Genomic DNA, 13,926 nt, shown 5'->3' with positions numbered 1-13,926 from the left:
GCGGCGCACGCGTGTGTCGCGCAGGAACAAAGTGTAGGCGGTTCGACCGGCAAACGCGCTCAACAGATTCATCTGAGCGCGATAGCTGGTCGGGAATCCGCTTAGCTAGGGTTTGATATGATGCGATTCAAGCGATCCCTCCCAAGGCGCGCAGCGCTGGCGGTCATGAGCCTTGGCCTGCTCAGCGCCTGTGGTGAGGGCCAGGTGGGACCCGTCTCACCCCTGAACCGCGAGCCCGCAGCGCCGAGTTCCTATCTCGCTCCGCCTCAGGCCCAAGCCCTCAGGACCGAGGGCGACGGGCGTATCCTGGTCGGGACCGCGGCGGCGGGGGCCCGGGTGAGACTGGCGACCCCCGAGGGGCAGGTCTATCTCACCGACGCCGACAGCCAGGGCGCCTGGCGGATCGCCCTGCCTCCCAGTCCGGCGCCTCAGATTTTCGGCCTCTCAATGATCCTTCGCGAACGCACGGTCCAAGCCGAAGGCTACCTGTTGGCGCTGCCCGACGCGCGGCTGGTCCTGCTGCGGGCCGGGGCAGGGGCCATTGTGGTTCAGGGCGCGCCTGCCCAGGGCGTGAGCGCCTTCGACTTCGACGAAGAGGGCGGAGCGGTGATCTCCGGCGCGGCCCCAGCCGAGGCGATATTGTCGGTGCGAATTGACGGCCGGACGGTGTCCACCAGCGGTCGCGCCGACGCTGCTGGCCGGTTCAGCCTGCCGTTCGGCGCGCCGGTGCCCCCTGGCCCTCACCAGATCCGGGTCCAGGGCGAGTCGCTCGACCTGAGCGCTGCGGTGGACGCGAGCCCGGCTCAAGCGCCTGAAGCTGGCGCATTCCGCGCCTCGTCCACGGCCTACGGGCTGCGGATTGACTGGCTGACCCCTGGTGGCGGCCTGCAGTCGACCCTGCTGCTCGATTGATCGGAGTTATGGCTTGAACCCTCCTGGACTGGCCCGCGGCCGTGGCGGCGGCGATCTAGACCCCGCGCCGGGCTTCCGCTTCTGGCCGGCCATGGCTGACCTCGGCGCCCTGGTCATGCGCTCTGGGGCGCCGCAGCTGCGTCTTCGCCTGGCCGCGTCCGTGTTCCTGGTCCTGATGGGCAAGGTGGCGGCGGTCACCGCGCCGGTCATGCTGGGCGAGGCGATCAACACCCTGTCGGTCCCCGGGGGAGTCGTGGTGGTCGGCGCCAGCTTCGTCGGGCTGGCGGTGGGATTCGCGCTCCTGCGCCTGCTGTCAGCCTGCGCCCCCTTCGCCCGGGATGCGGTCTTCACCGTCGTCTCCCAAGCGACCATGGCGCGGGCCGCGGTGGAGGGCTTCGGCCATGCCGTGTCCCTGTCGCTGGACTTCCACCAGAGCAAACAGACCGGAACCCTGGCCCGCGTCATCGAGCGGGGCGCGCGGTCCACTGACTTCCTGATCCGCAGCGTGGTCTTCAACCTCGGCCCCACGGCGATTGAGCTGTTGCTGGCCATGGGGGTGATGATCGTGCGGCTGGACTGGCGCTTCGCCGCCACCGCATTCCTGACCGTCGTGGTCTATGCCGTGGTGACGTTCAAGATCACCGACTGGCGGCTGTCCCACCGACGGGAGCTGAACGAGGCTGACGCCAGCGCCGCCGGCCTCTCCGTGGACACCCTGATCAACTTCGAGACGGTGAAGACCTTCGGCGCCGAGACCCGCGCGGTGGACACCTATCGCGGCGCGCTGAACCGCTATGTGGGGGCGGCGGTCAAGGCCAACACCTCGCTGTCCCTGCTCAACGCGGCCCAGGCGGTGATCCTGAACCTGGGGCTGGCGGTGATGACCGTCCTGGCCGGGCTGGAGGTGGCCGCCGGGACCATGCGGATCGGTGACGTCACCATGGCGATCCTGCTGCTCATCGGCATCTATGCCCCCCTGAACATGCTGGGATTCAACTATCGGGAAATCCGCCAGGCCTTCATCGACATGGAGCAGCTGGTGGCCCTGACCGGACGGACGCCGGACATAAAAGACTCGCCGCAGGCCAGGGTGCTGCCGCCGGCCGCGCCGGACGGCGCGCGGCTGGAATTCCGCGATGTCGGATTTCGTCACGACGCCCGCAGTCAGGGCTTGCTGAACGTCAGCTTCGTGGCCGAGCCGGGCGCCACGGTGGCGCTGGTGGGTCCGTCAGGGGCGGGCAAGACGACGGCGGTGCGGCTGGCCCTGCGATTGATCGACCCGCAGGAAGGCGCTGTGCTGTTGGACGGGCTGGATCTGCGTCAGGTACGCCAGGACGCCCTGCGCCAGGCCGTGGCCCTGGTGCCCCAGGATGTGGCCCTTTTCAACGACACCCTGCGGGCCAACATCGCCTTTGGCCGGCCGGAAGCGAGCCTGGCCGAGATCGAGGCCGTCGCTCAGGCCGCCGAGCTCGCCCCCTTCATCGAATCTCTGCCCGAGGGCCTGGAGACCCGGGTGGGCGAGCGGGGTCTGAAGCTGTCGGGTGGAGAGCGCCAGCGGGTCGGGATCGCCCGCGCCCTGCTGGCCAATCCGCGCCTGCTGATCCTGGATGAGGCCACCAGCGCCCTGGACGGGCGTACCGAGGAGGCCATCCAGGCGACCCTGCGGAAGCTGAGGACCGGACGTACGACCCTTGTGGTGGCGCACCGACTCTCGACGATTGTCGACGCAGACTTGATCGTCGTCCTGCGCCGGGGCCGCATCGTCGAACACGGGACACATGAGGCGCTGCTGTCGGCCGCAGGGGAGTACGCGGCCTTGTGGCGGCGCCAGACGCGACAGCGCTGATCCCTATTCGGCGGCGCGAGGCAGGGCGTCTTCCTCCGACGTCCGAGCCTGCCGGGGCCGGAACCCCAGTTTTCGCCGCCCCCAGCCGCCAGCCCGGCGAAGCCGCTCGCCATAGACCTTGGGCGCCGCCAGCATGACCGGCGTCAGGACCAGGGTCAGCAGGGTGGCGAAGGACAGGCCCCAGACGACGGCGGCCGACAGCTGGACCCACCATTCCGAGCCCGGCGCCCGGTACTCGATGTGGCCGGCCCGGAAGTTCGGGTGCAGCTGGAACATCAGCGGCAGCAGACCGACCACAGTCACGACCGTGGTCAGGATCACGGGACGGAACCGCTGGGTGGCGGCGCGAACAGCGGCGTCGTCGGCGCCATAACCCGATCGGCGCAACTGATAGTAGGTGTCGACCAGCACGATATTGTGGCCCACCACGACCCCGGCCAGAGCGACGATGCCCGTGCCCAGCATGATCACCGACACATAGTTGAAGGTGCCCAGGAAGTTGACCTGCACCCCCAGCAGCACGCCCACCGTCGACAGGGCCACCGCTGAGAGGGTCACCAGCACTCCGTAGAAGCTGTTGAACTGCCACAGCAGGATGACGCCCATCAGGAACAGGGAGACCGCCATGGCGACCACGAAGAACTGGGCGGCTTCCTGGCCTTCCTCGTCGGCGCCGGTGAACTTCCAACGGACATCTTCGCTAATTTCGGCCTGTTCCAGCCAGGGGCGCAACTCGGCGATCTTCTGGTTGGCGGCGACGCCCTCAACCGCATTGGCCTGGATGATGACCAGCCGCTGACCGTCCCGTCTCTGGATGCTGGTCACCTGTTGCGCGGGGGCCTGTCGGATGAAGTAGCTGGCCGGAATCGGGCCAAGCGCGGTGGAGATCTTCAGATCGTCGAAGGCTGCGATGTTGCGCGAGGCCGCCGGGAAACGCACCCGGATATCAAGCTCGTCGTCGGCGTCGTCTGGCCGGAAGCGCCCGACCAGGACGCCGGTGGTGACGAACTGGATCGCCTGACCCACCGACAGCACGTCCACGCCGTAGCGGCCCGCCGCCTGGCGGTCGACCGCCAAGTTCAGCTCGATGCCCGGAGATGTGCGGTTGTCCTCCAGCTCGAACAGTTCTGGATCGCTGGCCAGTCGGTTGCGGATCATATCCGCCGCCGCGTTGAGCGCCTCGGGGTTCTGGCTACGCAGCTCGACCTGGACGTCCTTGCCCGTGGGCGGCCCGCCCTGGGGTTCGCGCACCTCGATCAGGACGCCGGGCAGGTCCGTCAGACGGGTGCGGATATCGTTGACGATGTCAGCGCCGCGCACGTCGAGCTCGCCGCGCTCTTCAAAGTCGACCAGATCGACCTGCAGCCGCCCGACGGTGTCATTGGGAGGACCACCGCCGCCGCCGCCGCCGGAGCTGGCGGCGCCAGAGCGGGTGTAGATGGAGGCGACGCCAGGAACGTCCAGCAGACGCTCCTCGACCTGCCGCACGAGGACGTCATGGGCCTCGGGCGAGAGGTTGCCTCGGGCTTTCACATAGACCTGGGCCCATTCCGGATCCTCATCCAGGAAGAACTCTGTGCGGTGTGTGGACATGGCGAACCATCCGACGATCGCCACGACGATCAGCAGGGTGGCCGCGAAGGTGCGGGTAGGGGCGGCGCCAAGGGTCCAGAGCGTACGGGCGTACCAACCCATGAAGCCCGACATCTCCCGGGGATCGCCCCGTTCGGACTTCTCGATTTCCGCAAGGTGAGCCTCGTCCACGGCGGCCTTGCGGCCAAAGATGGAGCCGAGCGCCGGCGTGAAGATCAGGGCCACGAAGATGGAGGCGCCCAGGACGTACATCAGGGTCAGGGGCAGGAAGCTCATGAACTTGCCCGGGATCGAGTTCCAGAACATGAACGGCAGGAAGGCGCAGAGCGTGGTCAGGGTGCCGTTCAGAACAGGGAAGAACATCCGCTTGCCGGAGGCGGCGAAGGCCTCCTCCTTGGGCATGCCTTCGGCCATCTTCCGGTCCGCGTACTCGACGACCACGATGCCGCCGTCCACCAGGATGCCCACGGCCAGCACCAGGCCGAACATCACCATTTGATTGAGGGTCACCCCAGAGGCGTTGAGCATCAGGAAGGCCAGCATGAAGCAGGCCGGAATCGCGGCGCCGACCATCAGGCCCTGGCGGATTCCCAGGGCCGCGACGATGATCATCATCACCAGGATCGTGGCGATCAGCAGGCCCGATTCCAGCACCACCAGGGTGCGATGGATGAAGTCACTCTGGTCGAAGGTGTAGGAGACCTTGATGGTCTCGGGCCAGCGGCCCTGTTCCTGGGCCACAACGGCGCGGACGGCATCGACGGTGTCCAGAATATTGGCCCCGCTTCGCTTGGAAACCTCCAGCGACATGGCGGGCTCCCCGTCGAAACGGGTGATGAAGTTGGGCTCCTTGAAGGTGCGCCGAACCTCGCCAATGTCCGCCACCGTGATGACCCGGTCGCCGCTCTTCTTGATCGGCAGGCTCAGAATGTCCTGCGGGTCCTCGACCACGCCGGGCACCTTGACGGCGAACTGACTGCCCCCGGAGCGCAGGCTTCCGGCGGCGACCAGCTGATTGTTGCGACTGATGACCTGGGCCAGCTCCCCGGTGGTGACATTGTACGCCTCCATCCGAAGGGGATCGATGATGACCTCCAGCATCTCCTCGCGGCCGCCGGTCAGATTGACCTCCAGCACGCCGGGCGCAGACTCCACACGGTCCTTCAGGCTGCGCGCGATCCGATAGAGCTCGCGCTCCGGGGCGGCGCCGGAAAGGACGATGCCGAGCACCGGCTCGCCGCTGAAATTCGCCTCCTGGATAATCGGCTCTTCGGAGTCGGGGGGAAACCGACCTCGCGCCAGATCAACCTTGGCCCGGACCTCGGCCAGGGCCTTGTCCTTTTCGAAGTCGACCTCGAACTCCAGGTTCACCACCGCCACGCCTTGACGGGCGACGGAGTTCATCTGCTTGAGCCCTTCGATCGATTGCAGTTCGACCTCAAGGGGCTTGACCAGCAGCCGCTCTGAATCCTCAGGGCTCACGCCGGGGTAGGGGACCACCACCGAGACGAAGGGAAAGTCGATGTCGGGATTGGCCTCCCGGGGCATGGCCAGGTAGCCGAAGAACCCGAAGATGCTGGCGATCAGGGTGACGCCCAGCACCACCTTCCGCCGCTTGATGGCGCCGTCGATCAGCGGACCGATCATACTCTCAAGCCTCCTGTGCGGCGCGCCCTACCGGGCGAGCGCCACGCGAACCTTCTGGCCCTGGTCCACATAGGACTGGCCCACGGTGATGACGCGGGCTTCGCCGCTGAGGCCCCGCACCCAGACGCCGTCGGGTCCCTCCTCGGTCACCTGGACCGGGGTAAAGATCACCACATCGTCCGGGCCCACATGGCGCACGCCTTGTCGGCCCTCTGCGTCCAGCACCATGGCCGAGGGCGGGACGAGGTGCGCCGGACCCGAGGCCGTCGTGATGCGGACATCGGCCGAAAGGCCAGAGCGGACAGCCTGCTGGGAATTGCTGGCGATCACCTCGAGCCGATAGGTACGGGTCTGGGGATCGGCCTCGCGGCCCACATAACGAACCTGGCCCGACAGGGTCTCCCCGGACACCAGGGTGGCGGTGGCGGGCTCGCCGCTGCGAATCCGGCCAGCCTGGGTCTCGGGCACATTGCCGACGATGAGGATCGGGTTCAGCTCAATGAGAGTCCCGCAGGCCTGGCCCGGCGACAGATAGGTCCCGATCTCAGCGTCGCGGTTGTCGAACACCCCGGCGAAGGGCGCGCGGATATTGACTTGCTCCAGGGCGATCTCGGCCTGGCGGACGGCGGCGGCTGCGGCGTCCAGACTCGCCTGATCCTGCAGGACCTGGGTCTCTGAGCGATAGCCCTTCTCGGCCAGGGAGGCCGAGGCCCGCCGTTGCAGTTCCCGCGAACGGAGGGCGGCCCGGGCCTGGTCGAGGGCCGCCTGGCGGGCGTCCACTGACAGGCGGCAGAGCACCGTGCCCTTCTGGACGAAAGCGCCTTCCCGGGCCGGTGTCGCGGCCACGACGCCCGAGGTTTCGGCGCGCACCACGACGCTGCGCGCCGCCTCGGTCCGACCGCGCAGGGTGACCACATAGGGACGGGTCACTTCCGGGGTCAGGGTCACTTGCACCTGAGGCGGCTGGTCATTCGCCTTGGGAGGCTCGGCCGGGGCGCTGTCGCCGCTCAGTAGGGACATGGCGACGAAATAGACCACCAGCACGCCGAAGACGGCGAGGATGAAGATGTGAGACGCCTTGAGACGCATGCAGTCGTTTCCCCCGGCCTCCCCCCGGCGCAAGCGCCTGCGGAAGCCGCATTCCCACGTTCTTTAGGATTCCGCGCCGGTTGTGCGGCGCTCGCCACGCACGTGCAAATGAATTCGCAGACAGGATGCGATCTGGGCGTCGACTGTGCCTGACGAACCGCAGCTGAGGGCATAGAATGACGCGATCCCCCGCCAGCGCCCGATCCGGCGCCCCGAGACTGACGAAAGACGAGCCCCTTGATGAAATACCTTCACACCATGGTTCGCGTGCGTGACTTGGATGCGTCCCTGGACTTCTATTGCGCCAAGCTTGGCCTGGTCGAGGTGTCGCGGTTTGAGAACGCCGCCGGGCGCTTCACCCTGGTTTTCCTCTGCGCCCCTGGAGATGAGGGCCATGCCCGCGCTGAGCGCACGCCGACGGTCGAGCTCACCTACAACTGGGATCCCGAGGACTATCAGGGGGGCCGGAACTTTGGCCATCTGGCCTATGCGGTCGACGACATCTACGCCGTCTGCCAGCGGCTTATGGATGGCGGCGTGGTGATCAACCGGCCGCCGCGGGACGGGCATATGGCCTTTGTCCGTTCGCCTGACGGCATTTCAGTGGAGCTGCTGCAGGCCGGCGCGGCGCTGGCGCCAGCCGAGCCCTGGGCGTCCATGGCCAATGAGGGCCAGTGGTAAGTCTGACCAGCGGCAAGCTGAAAGGTGGGATGATGGCGTCCGCCGCGGAGGCGGCGGACGAAGAACGGTGGCTCCCCGAGCAGGACTCGAACCTGCGACAAGTCGGTTAACAGCCGACTGCTCTACCAACTGAGCTATCGGGGATCAGCACCGTAGGGCGGCGGCTATACGCCGGGGCGGCGAGCGGTGCAAGTCTCCGGCGCCGCCCTATCCACAGCCGAAGTCAAAAAAAGAGCCCGGCCGAAGCCGGGCTTGAGAAGGTTGGTGATGGTGGGGTGTCTTCAAGGAAGACCATGTCAGGTTGGGTGTTTATGGTTAAGGCAAGGTTAACGCCGTGCCCGTTGACGCCGGGCTGAGGGCCGTGTCGGCGGGCGGATAGACATCCTTTCAACAAGGCCGTACAGCCAGGAACAACCTCGACCGGCTTAGTGGCTGTGGGCGTGCGTAAGCTGTTGATCCAGGCGTGGTCTTCGGATCTGCGATCCTGCTCGGCCCAAGCCGCCGGTGGCGGTAGAACTTTCGAGGCATGATGAGGCTCTTCCAGCAGAATCCGATTCTGGGCTATGCGCTCGCGGTGTTGAGCGCTGGACTCGCATTCTATGTCCGATGGGCGCTCGACGGGGTGCTGCCGCCGGGCTTTCCCTATCTGACCTTCTTCCCGGCGGTGATTCTCACGGCCTTTCTGGCGGGGATGTGGCCCGGCATTCTGTGTGCGGTGCTCTCTGGCCTGGCCGCCTGGTGGTTCTTTATCCTGCCCATCGGTTTCAGCCTGACGGGCGCCAGTGCGCTCACCCTCGTCTTTTTCGTCTTCGTCGCGGCGGTCGACATCACGGTGATCGAGTTGATGCGGCGGGCCCTGGCCGATCTTGGCAGGGAGCAGGCTCTGACCGCTCAGCTCTATGAGCGCCAGCGGGTCATGTTCCAGGAACTGCAGCACCGCGTGGCCAATAACATGACCTTCGTCGCGGCCCTGCTGCAGATCAAGAAGCGGACCATCGACAATCCTCAGGCGGCCGAAGCCCTGGACGAGGCCCGCGAACGCCTGGTGACCATGGCCCAGATTCACCGGCGGCTGTACGATCCTGCGACCCTTGAGCTTAGCGTTGCGGCGTCGTTGACGGCGCTTTGCGATGACCTTGTCCAGGCCGCAGGCGTTCGCGACGTGACCTGTTCGATCGAGGCCGAGGGCGTGGAACTTGACACCCCCCGACTGGTCACACTGTTCCTGCTGGTGGCCGAGGTGGTGACCAACTCCCTGAAGCACGCCTTCAACGCCGGTCCGTCTGGGCGCATCAGGGTGTCGCTTTTGCCGCAGGGCGGGGGCTTCGCCGTCCTTGTCATTGGCGATGACGGGCCCGGCTTCCCCGCAGCTAGCCCCGAACTGCAAGGCCGCCCCAGTCTGGGTTTCGGCATCATGCACAGCCTGGCGGGTCAGCTCGATGGGCGGTTGGATTTCCCGCAGGGCCCCGGCGCCACGGTGCGTCTCGTTTTTCCGACCTAGGCTCATCGGTTGAGCGCATTCCGACCGTCAGGTCGGACTTCACCTCTTACCGAGTAGGCTCGAGGGACCCCTGACCCGACAAGTGCGGCGGCCATTGGCCCCCCGTTGTCTGGCCATGTCACCACGGCTTCATGTGCAGGTGCGAAACCTCCGGCACGGCGCGCAACATTCTGCAGCGCCGCGGCATGACAGCGTAGAGGTTCTCCATGCGGCGACGATCAGGTGCGATCCTGGCGGCGATCGGCCTTGGGCTTGCAGGCTGCGGCGGCGAAGCCAAGACCACGGACGGCGCCTGGCAGGGCGAGATGAAAGAAGTCCGGATGGCCGTCCGCGGGTCGGAGGACGACCCCATGATCACCCGGCGACTGACCGCCTATAAGACCTATATCGGCAAGGCGACGGGCCTGCCGGTCAAGCTCTACGAATCCTCGGACTACAACGGCACGATCCAGGCGCTATCCAGCGGTCAGGTCGATATCGCCACCATGGCCGGCGGCGGCTACGCCAATGTCGACGCCCAGATCGGCGACCTCGCCCAGCCCATTCTCACTGTCCGTCAGGCCGAGGGGGACACAGGGTATTATTCCGGCCTGCTGGTCATGGCCGACAGTCCCTATCGCTCGATCCAGGACCTCAAGGGCAAGACCCTGGGCTATGTGGATTTCAACTCCACCTCCGGCTACCTCTATCCCCGCGCGGTCATGCGCGAGCAGGGCATCGACCCCGACACCTTCTTTGGACGGTCCAGCTTCGCAGGCGGCCATACCCAGGCGGTGATGGCCCTCGACAACGGGCAGTTCGACGCCACCATCATCCAGGCCGGGGGCGGGGATCCGGAGCATGGCTTCACCACCGGCGCCCACTACACAATGGCTCGTCGCGGCGTGGTCGAGCTGGCGGACTTCCGGATCATCTGGGCCGCCGGGCCCATCCCCAACAGCGCCGTGGTGGTCCGCACTGATCGCCCCCAGCCCTTCATCGATGCGGTGCGCGGCGCCATGGCCGCCTTGCCCTATGACGATCCGGAGGTGTGGCGCGACATTGGGCAGCCGGACGGCGCGGCCTATACGGCCGTCACCCGCGAGCACTACGCCCCGATCATCAAGTTGCGCACCGATGACATCGCCGCGCGCCGCAGCGGAGAGCGTCGATGAAACGGCTGGTCCTTGCCGCGGGCGCGGTGCTGCTGAGCGCCGCCCAGGCCCAGGCGCCCACCCTGCCGCTGCGTATCGCCGAGGTGACCGGTGAGGCGGGCCCTTGCGCGCCGCTTGCCGCGGACGCCCCCGCTGGACAGCGGGCCTATGTGGGGCTGTTGGCCAAGCGTCTGGATACCGAGGTCTTGACCTGTCCGGTGGAGAGCGCCGCCGCCGCCGCCGAGGCCCTGGCCGCGGGAGGAGTTGATTTCGCCCAGCTTGACGCCGCCGCCTTCGCGCCGGTCTCGGGCCCGGCGCGCAGCATTCTGTCGGCCCGGGCCGTGGGCGACCTGAACCGGCTCCCCGTGGTGGTCGCCGTGCCTCGCAAGGCGCCGGCCCAGAGCCTGGCCGACCTGAAGGGGGCGAGCCTGGTGTTCGGCGGTCCCATGAAAGCCTCCCTGGAGGTCCCGCGTCGAGCCCTGGCGGACTACGGCGCGAGCGAGGCCTTTTTCGGCCCGCAGATGGTCGCCCTGGACTATGAAGACGCCGCAAGCCGACTGCGGGCGGGGCAGGCTCAGGCCATGGCTCTGCATGCCGGAGCCTGGCAGAAACTCTGTCGCGGCGACCAGCCCGGCGAGGACCTCTGCCAGGACCTGCGGGTCGTCTGGCGCCAGCGCCCGGTGGCGGGTCAAGCCTGGGCCGTGCGGACCGACATGAGCGATGACCGACGTTTCCGGCTCATCGGCATCCACGTGGCCCTGCACAACGAGGCCAATTCGGCCTTCGCCTGGGCGGCCGGGGAGGGCGCCGAGGAGTTCGAACCCACCGAGGCCAAGGCCTTGATCCACCAGGGCCCGACGGTCGGTTCATGAACACCGCGGTCGAGATTTTTGAACAGGAGCGTCGGCGGATGCTGGTCCGCCAGCGTACGCAGGCCGCGGTGGGGCTGGCGATCTTCACCGTCCTGTTGCTGGTCTCCTTTCAGCGCAGCCAGTTTTTTGGCTCCGACATCGGCGGCGATCCCCTGGGGCGCATGGCCGACTTCCTGCAGCGGATGAATCCCGGCCTGAAGCCCGAGCTCCTGCTGGAGGATCGGCAGACCCGGGGGTCATTGCATTCGTGGTTCTACGCCCTGCCCACCTGGCTGCACGCGGCCTGGCAGACGGTGGAAATGGCGATCCTGGCCACGGCGCTGGGCTCCATCCTGGCGCTTGGGGCCTCGTTCCTCACCGCTCAGAACCTGATGCCGTTCGCGCCCGTGCGCTTTGTCGTCCGCCGCATTCTGGAGGCGATCCGGACCCTGCCGGACCTGATCATGGCCCTGATCCTGGTGGCGGCCTTCGGGGTCGGGCCCCTGGCGGGTGTGCTGACCCTGACCATCTCGACCCTTGGGGGATTGGGCAAGCTGTTCGCCGAGATCAACGAGGAGATCGATCCCCGCCAGCTGGAGGCCCTGCAGGCCGCCGGGGCCGGGCCGCTGAAAAAGATCCGCTACGGGGTCATGCCCCAGGTGCTGCCCAACTACGCCTCCTACGCCCTGATCCGGCTGGAGGGGAACCTGGCCGGCGCCGCGGCGCTCGGCATTGTCGGCGCGGGCGGCATCGGCATCGAGCTGCAGCGGGCCATCACCTACACCGAGTTCGACACCTATCTGGCGATCCTGCTGATCATCATCGCCATGATCTTCGTGATCGACCTCTTTTCCGAGGCGGTTCGTCATCGCCTCATCGGTCTGGAGAAGGCCTGATGTCCCGGCAAGCCTACGATCAGGCCCTGGCCATCGCCCCGGACGCCCTGCGCGCGCCCTGGACCCGCCGGGTGCGGGACGCCTTTCTGCTGATCCTGGCCCTGGCGGCCTTGGTGGGTATGGCCATCGATCTGGAACTGGCGCCAGGCGCCCTGATGACGGGCTTCGCCAAACTCGGCCGTTTCCTTGGCGAGATGGTCCCGCCCTCCTCGGGCGGCCAGTCGGCGCGGATTCTGAAAGCCCTGGCCGAGACCTTCGCCATGGCGTTCGCCGGAACCGCAATCGCCGCCGTCGTGGCCCTTCCCCTGGGCGTCATCGGGGCCAAGACGGTGGTGTCCAACCCTGTGCTGCACTTCGTCTTCCGGCGGTTCCTGGATATCTTTCGCGGCGTGCCCGCCCTGGTCTGGGCCCTGATCCTGGTTTCGGCCTTCGGTCTTGGTCCCTTTGCCGGGGTGGTCGCCCTGGCGCTTGCAGACATCCCGAACCTCGCCAAGCTGTTCTCTGAATCGTTGGAAAACACCGATCCCAAGCCCATTGAAGGGGTCCGTTCGGCCGGCGCCTCGCCCTTGGCGGTGATGCGGTTTGGCCTGGCCCCCCAGTTCGCGCCGGTGGCCACCAGCCAGACCCTGTTCTTCCTGGAGGGCAACTTCCGCAACGCCGGCGTGCTGGGGATCGTCGGCGCCGGCGGTATCGGCTTCGAGCTCGACGAGCGGATCCGCATCTTCGCCTTCGACGAAGTGGCCTTCATCATCCTGCTCTACATGGTCGCCGTGGCCTGCCTCGACACCCTGTCGCGGTCACTTCGCAACCGACTGGCCTAGGCCCCAAACGGCCGATAGACGCCGGCGGTCGCGTCCACCGGCGCCGAGCTCGCCAATCCTACGGTGACGGCGCCCCAGGCGCAGGCCTGTTCGAGCGCGCGCTCCATGCCGGCCCCGGCGCTGAGGGCCTCCAGCAGGCCGGCGGCGAAGACGTCGCCCGCGCCGGTGGAGTCCGTCACCTTCGCCGGCGGCGGACGGACAGAGATCAACGCCCCGGCGCTATAGGCGCTCGCGCCCTCCGCGCCATGGGTGACAACGATGGCGGAGAGGCGGGGCCCGAAGACGGCGCTGGCCGCCCCGAACGGCGTGGCGAGGACCTCCGGAGCCAGGTCGTCGGCCGAACAGACCACGACGTCGGCTGGCCCGGCATAGGCTGGTGCTGGCCAGTGAACCACCACCGGGCCGCGGCTGACGGCGGCCCAGGCCTCTGCGCCGGGGAAGGCTGCGCGCACGTAAACCCCGTCTGGCTGGATATCCGGGTGATCAAGCGGGGCGGGCAGGGAGGGCAGGGTGAGGTGGGTGCGGTCGAGGTCGAGGCCCAACACCAGCCGCTCGCCGTCTGGGTCGATCAGGATCAGGGTCGTGCGACTTTCCCCCGGTCGGCAGCCCACCAGGGCGACATCAAGACCGGCGGCCTTCGCCATCGCGATCGCCTGGTCGCCGGCGTCGTCTGCTGCCACCAGGCTCGCCAGCTTTACTGTGTGACCGGCCTTCATGAGGGCGACCCCCGCATTGGCGCCGCCGCCGCCGAGGCGGGGGGCGAGCCTGGCTCCGAGGCTCCGGCCGGCCACGCGTCCTCCAGGCTCCAAACGGCCCTCCAGCCAGACAGGCCGGTCGAGGGCCAGCGCGCCGATCACCAGGAAGTCCGCCATCATGTCGCCTCCGCCTTCTCACCTAGGGCAGGCGGGTGACGCGGGCGAGACACCCCATCACGGTCTCGCCGACAAATCCCCCCT

At 67.6% G+C, this 13,926-nt stretch carries 11 protein-coding genes and 1 tRNA gene; 8 read left to right on the top strand and 4 right to left on the bottom strand.

What is annotated here, in order from left to right; all coding sequences use genetic code 11:
* Nucleotides 1-165: 165 nt before the first annotated feature.
* Nucleotides 166-912: a hypothetical protein gene (locus tag Q8K84_RS16745; protein WP_305283874.1), complete on the top strand. Its 747-nt coding sequence runs from the start codon at nt 166-168 to the stop codon at nt 910-912.
* Between the two features lie 91 nt (nt 913-1,003).
* A complete protein-coding gene (locus Q8K84_RS16740) occupies nt 1,004-2,758 on the top strand; it encodes an ABC transporter ATP-binding protein/permease (protein ID WP_305283917.1) in 1,755 nt (584 codons plus the stop codon).
* A 3-nt stretch (nt 2,759-2,761) separates the two neighbouring features.
* Here Q8K84_RS16740 and Q8K84_RS16735 read toward each other — a convergent pair whose 3' ends face one another.
* Nucleotides 2,762-5,998: an efflux RND transporter permease subunit gene (locus Q8K84_RS16735; protein ID WP_305283873.1), complete on the bottom strand. Its 3,237-nt coding sequence runs from the start codon at nt 5,996-5,998 to the stop codon at nt 2,762-2,764.
* 27 nt (nt 5,999-6,025) lie between these two features.
* Nucleotides 6,026-7,087: an efflux RND transporter periplasmic adaptor subunit gene (locus Q8K84_RS16730; protein ID WP_305283872.1), complete on the bottom strand. Its 1,062-nt coding sequence runs from the start codon at nt 7,085-7,087 to the stop codon at nt 6,026-6,028.
* A gap of 240 nt (nt 7,088-7,327) precedes the next feature.
* Between Q8K84_RS16730 and Q8K84_RS16725 the strand changes: the two genes are divergently transcribed.
* On the top strand, nt 7,328-7,768 hold the full coding sequence (locus tag Q8K84_RS16725; RefSeq protein ID WP_305283871.1) for a VOC family protein: 441 nt from the start codon (nt 7,328-7,330) through the stop codon (nt 7,766-7,768).
* Between the two features lie 68 nt (nt 7,769-7,836).
* Here the strand turns inward: Q8K84_RS16725 and Q8K84_RS16720 are convergent.
* Nucleotides 7,837-7,912 (bottom strand) — tRNA-Asn (locus Q8K84_RS16720).
* Nucleotides 7,913-8,294: 382 nt separating this feature from the next.
* On the opposite strand from Q8K84_RS16720, the gene Q8K84_RS16715 reads away from it, so the two are divergent.
* The 5 genes from Q8K84_RS16715 (at nt 8,295) to phnE (Q8K84_RS16695) (ending at nt 12,970) form a co-directional block, all read left to right on the top strand.
* Nucleotides 8,295-9,269 carry a sensor histidine kinase gene (locus tag Q8K84_RS16715; protein WP_305283870.1) on the top strand — a complete coding sequence of 325 codons (975 nt, stop codon included), beginning with the start codon at nt 8,295-8,297 and terminating at the stop codon, nt 9,267-9,269.
* A gap of 206 nt (nt 9,270-9,475) precedes the next feature.
* A complete protein-coding gene (gene phnD / locus Q8K84_RS16710; protein WP_305283869.1) occupies nt 9,476-10,423 on the top strand; it encodes a phosphate/phosphite/phosphonate ABC transporter substrate-binding protein in 948 nt (315 codons plus the stop codon).
* Nucleotides 10,420-11,274 carry a PhnD/SsuA/transferrin family substrate-binding protein gene (locus Q8K84_RS16705; protein WP_305283867.1) on the top strand — a complete coding sequence of 285 codons (855 nt, stop codon included), beginning with the start codon at nt 10,420-10,422 and terminating at the stop codon, nt 11,272-11,274. Before phnD ends, Q8K84_RS16705 begins: the two co-directional genes overlap by 4 nt.
* Entirely contained in the window at nt 11,271-12,149 is an 879-nt protein-coding gene (gene phnE / locus Q8K84_RS16700; protein ID WP_305283866.1) for a phosphonate ABC transporter, permease protein PhnE, read from the top strand. The genes Q8K84_RS16705 and phnE (Q8K84_RS16700) overlap by 4 nt, the downstream gene beginning before the upstream one ends.
* The gene (gene phnE / locus Q8K84_RS16695) at nt 12,149-12,970 is read left to right on the top strand and encodes a phosphonate ABC transporter, permease protein PhnE (protein ID WP_305283865.1); all 822 of its coding nucleotides are present in this window, start codon (nt 12,149-12,151) and stop codon (nt 12,968-12,970) included. Before phnE (Q8K84_RS16700) ends, phnE (Q8K84_RS16695) begins: the two co-directional genes overlap by 1 nt.
* Here the strand turns inward: phnE (Q8K84_RS16695) and Q8K84_RS16690 are convergent.
* Nucleotides 12,967-13,845, bottom strand: coding sequence for a PfkB family carbohydrate kinase (locus Q8K84_RS16690; protein WP_305283864.1), 879 nt, complete (start codon nt 13,843-13,845; stop codon nt 12,967-12,969). The genes phnE (Q8K84_RS16695) and Q8K84_RS16690 overlap by 4 nt on opposite strands.
* Nucleotides 13,846-13,926: the final 81 nt, after the last annotated feature.

The sequence above is a fragment of the Phenylobacterium sp. genome, assembly GCF_030679875.1.
Taxonomy (GTDB): domain Bacteria; phylum Pseudomonadota; class Alphaproteobacteria; order Caulobacterales; family Caulobacteraceae; genus Phenylobacterium.
Note: the sequence above shows the minus strand (reverse complement) of the source record. Positions and strands in the feature narration are given on the sequence as shown.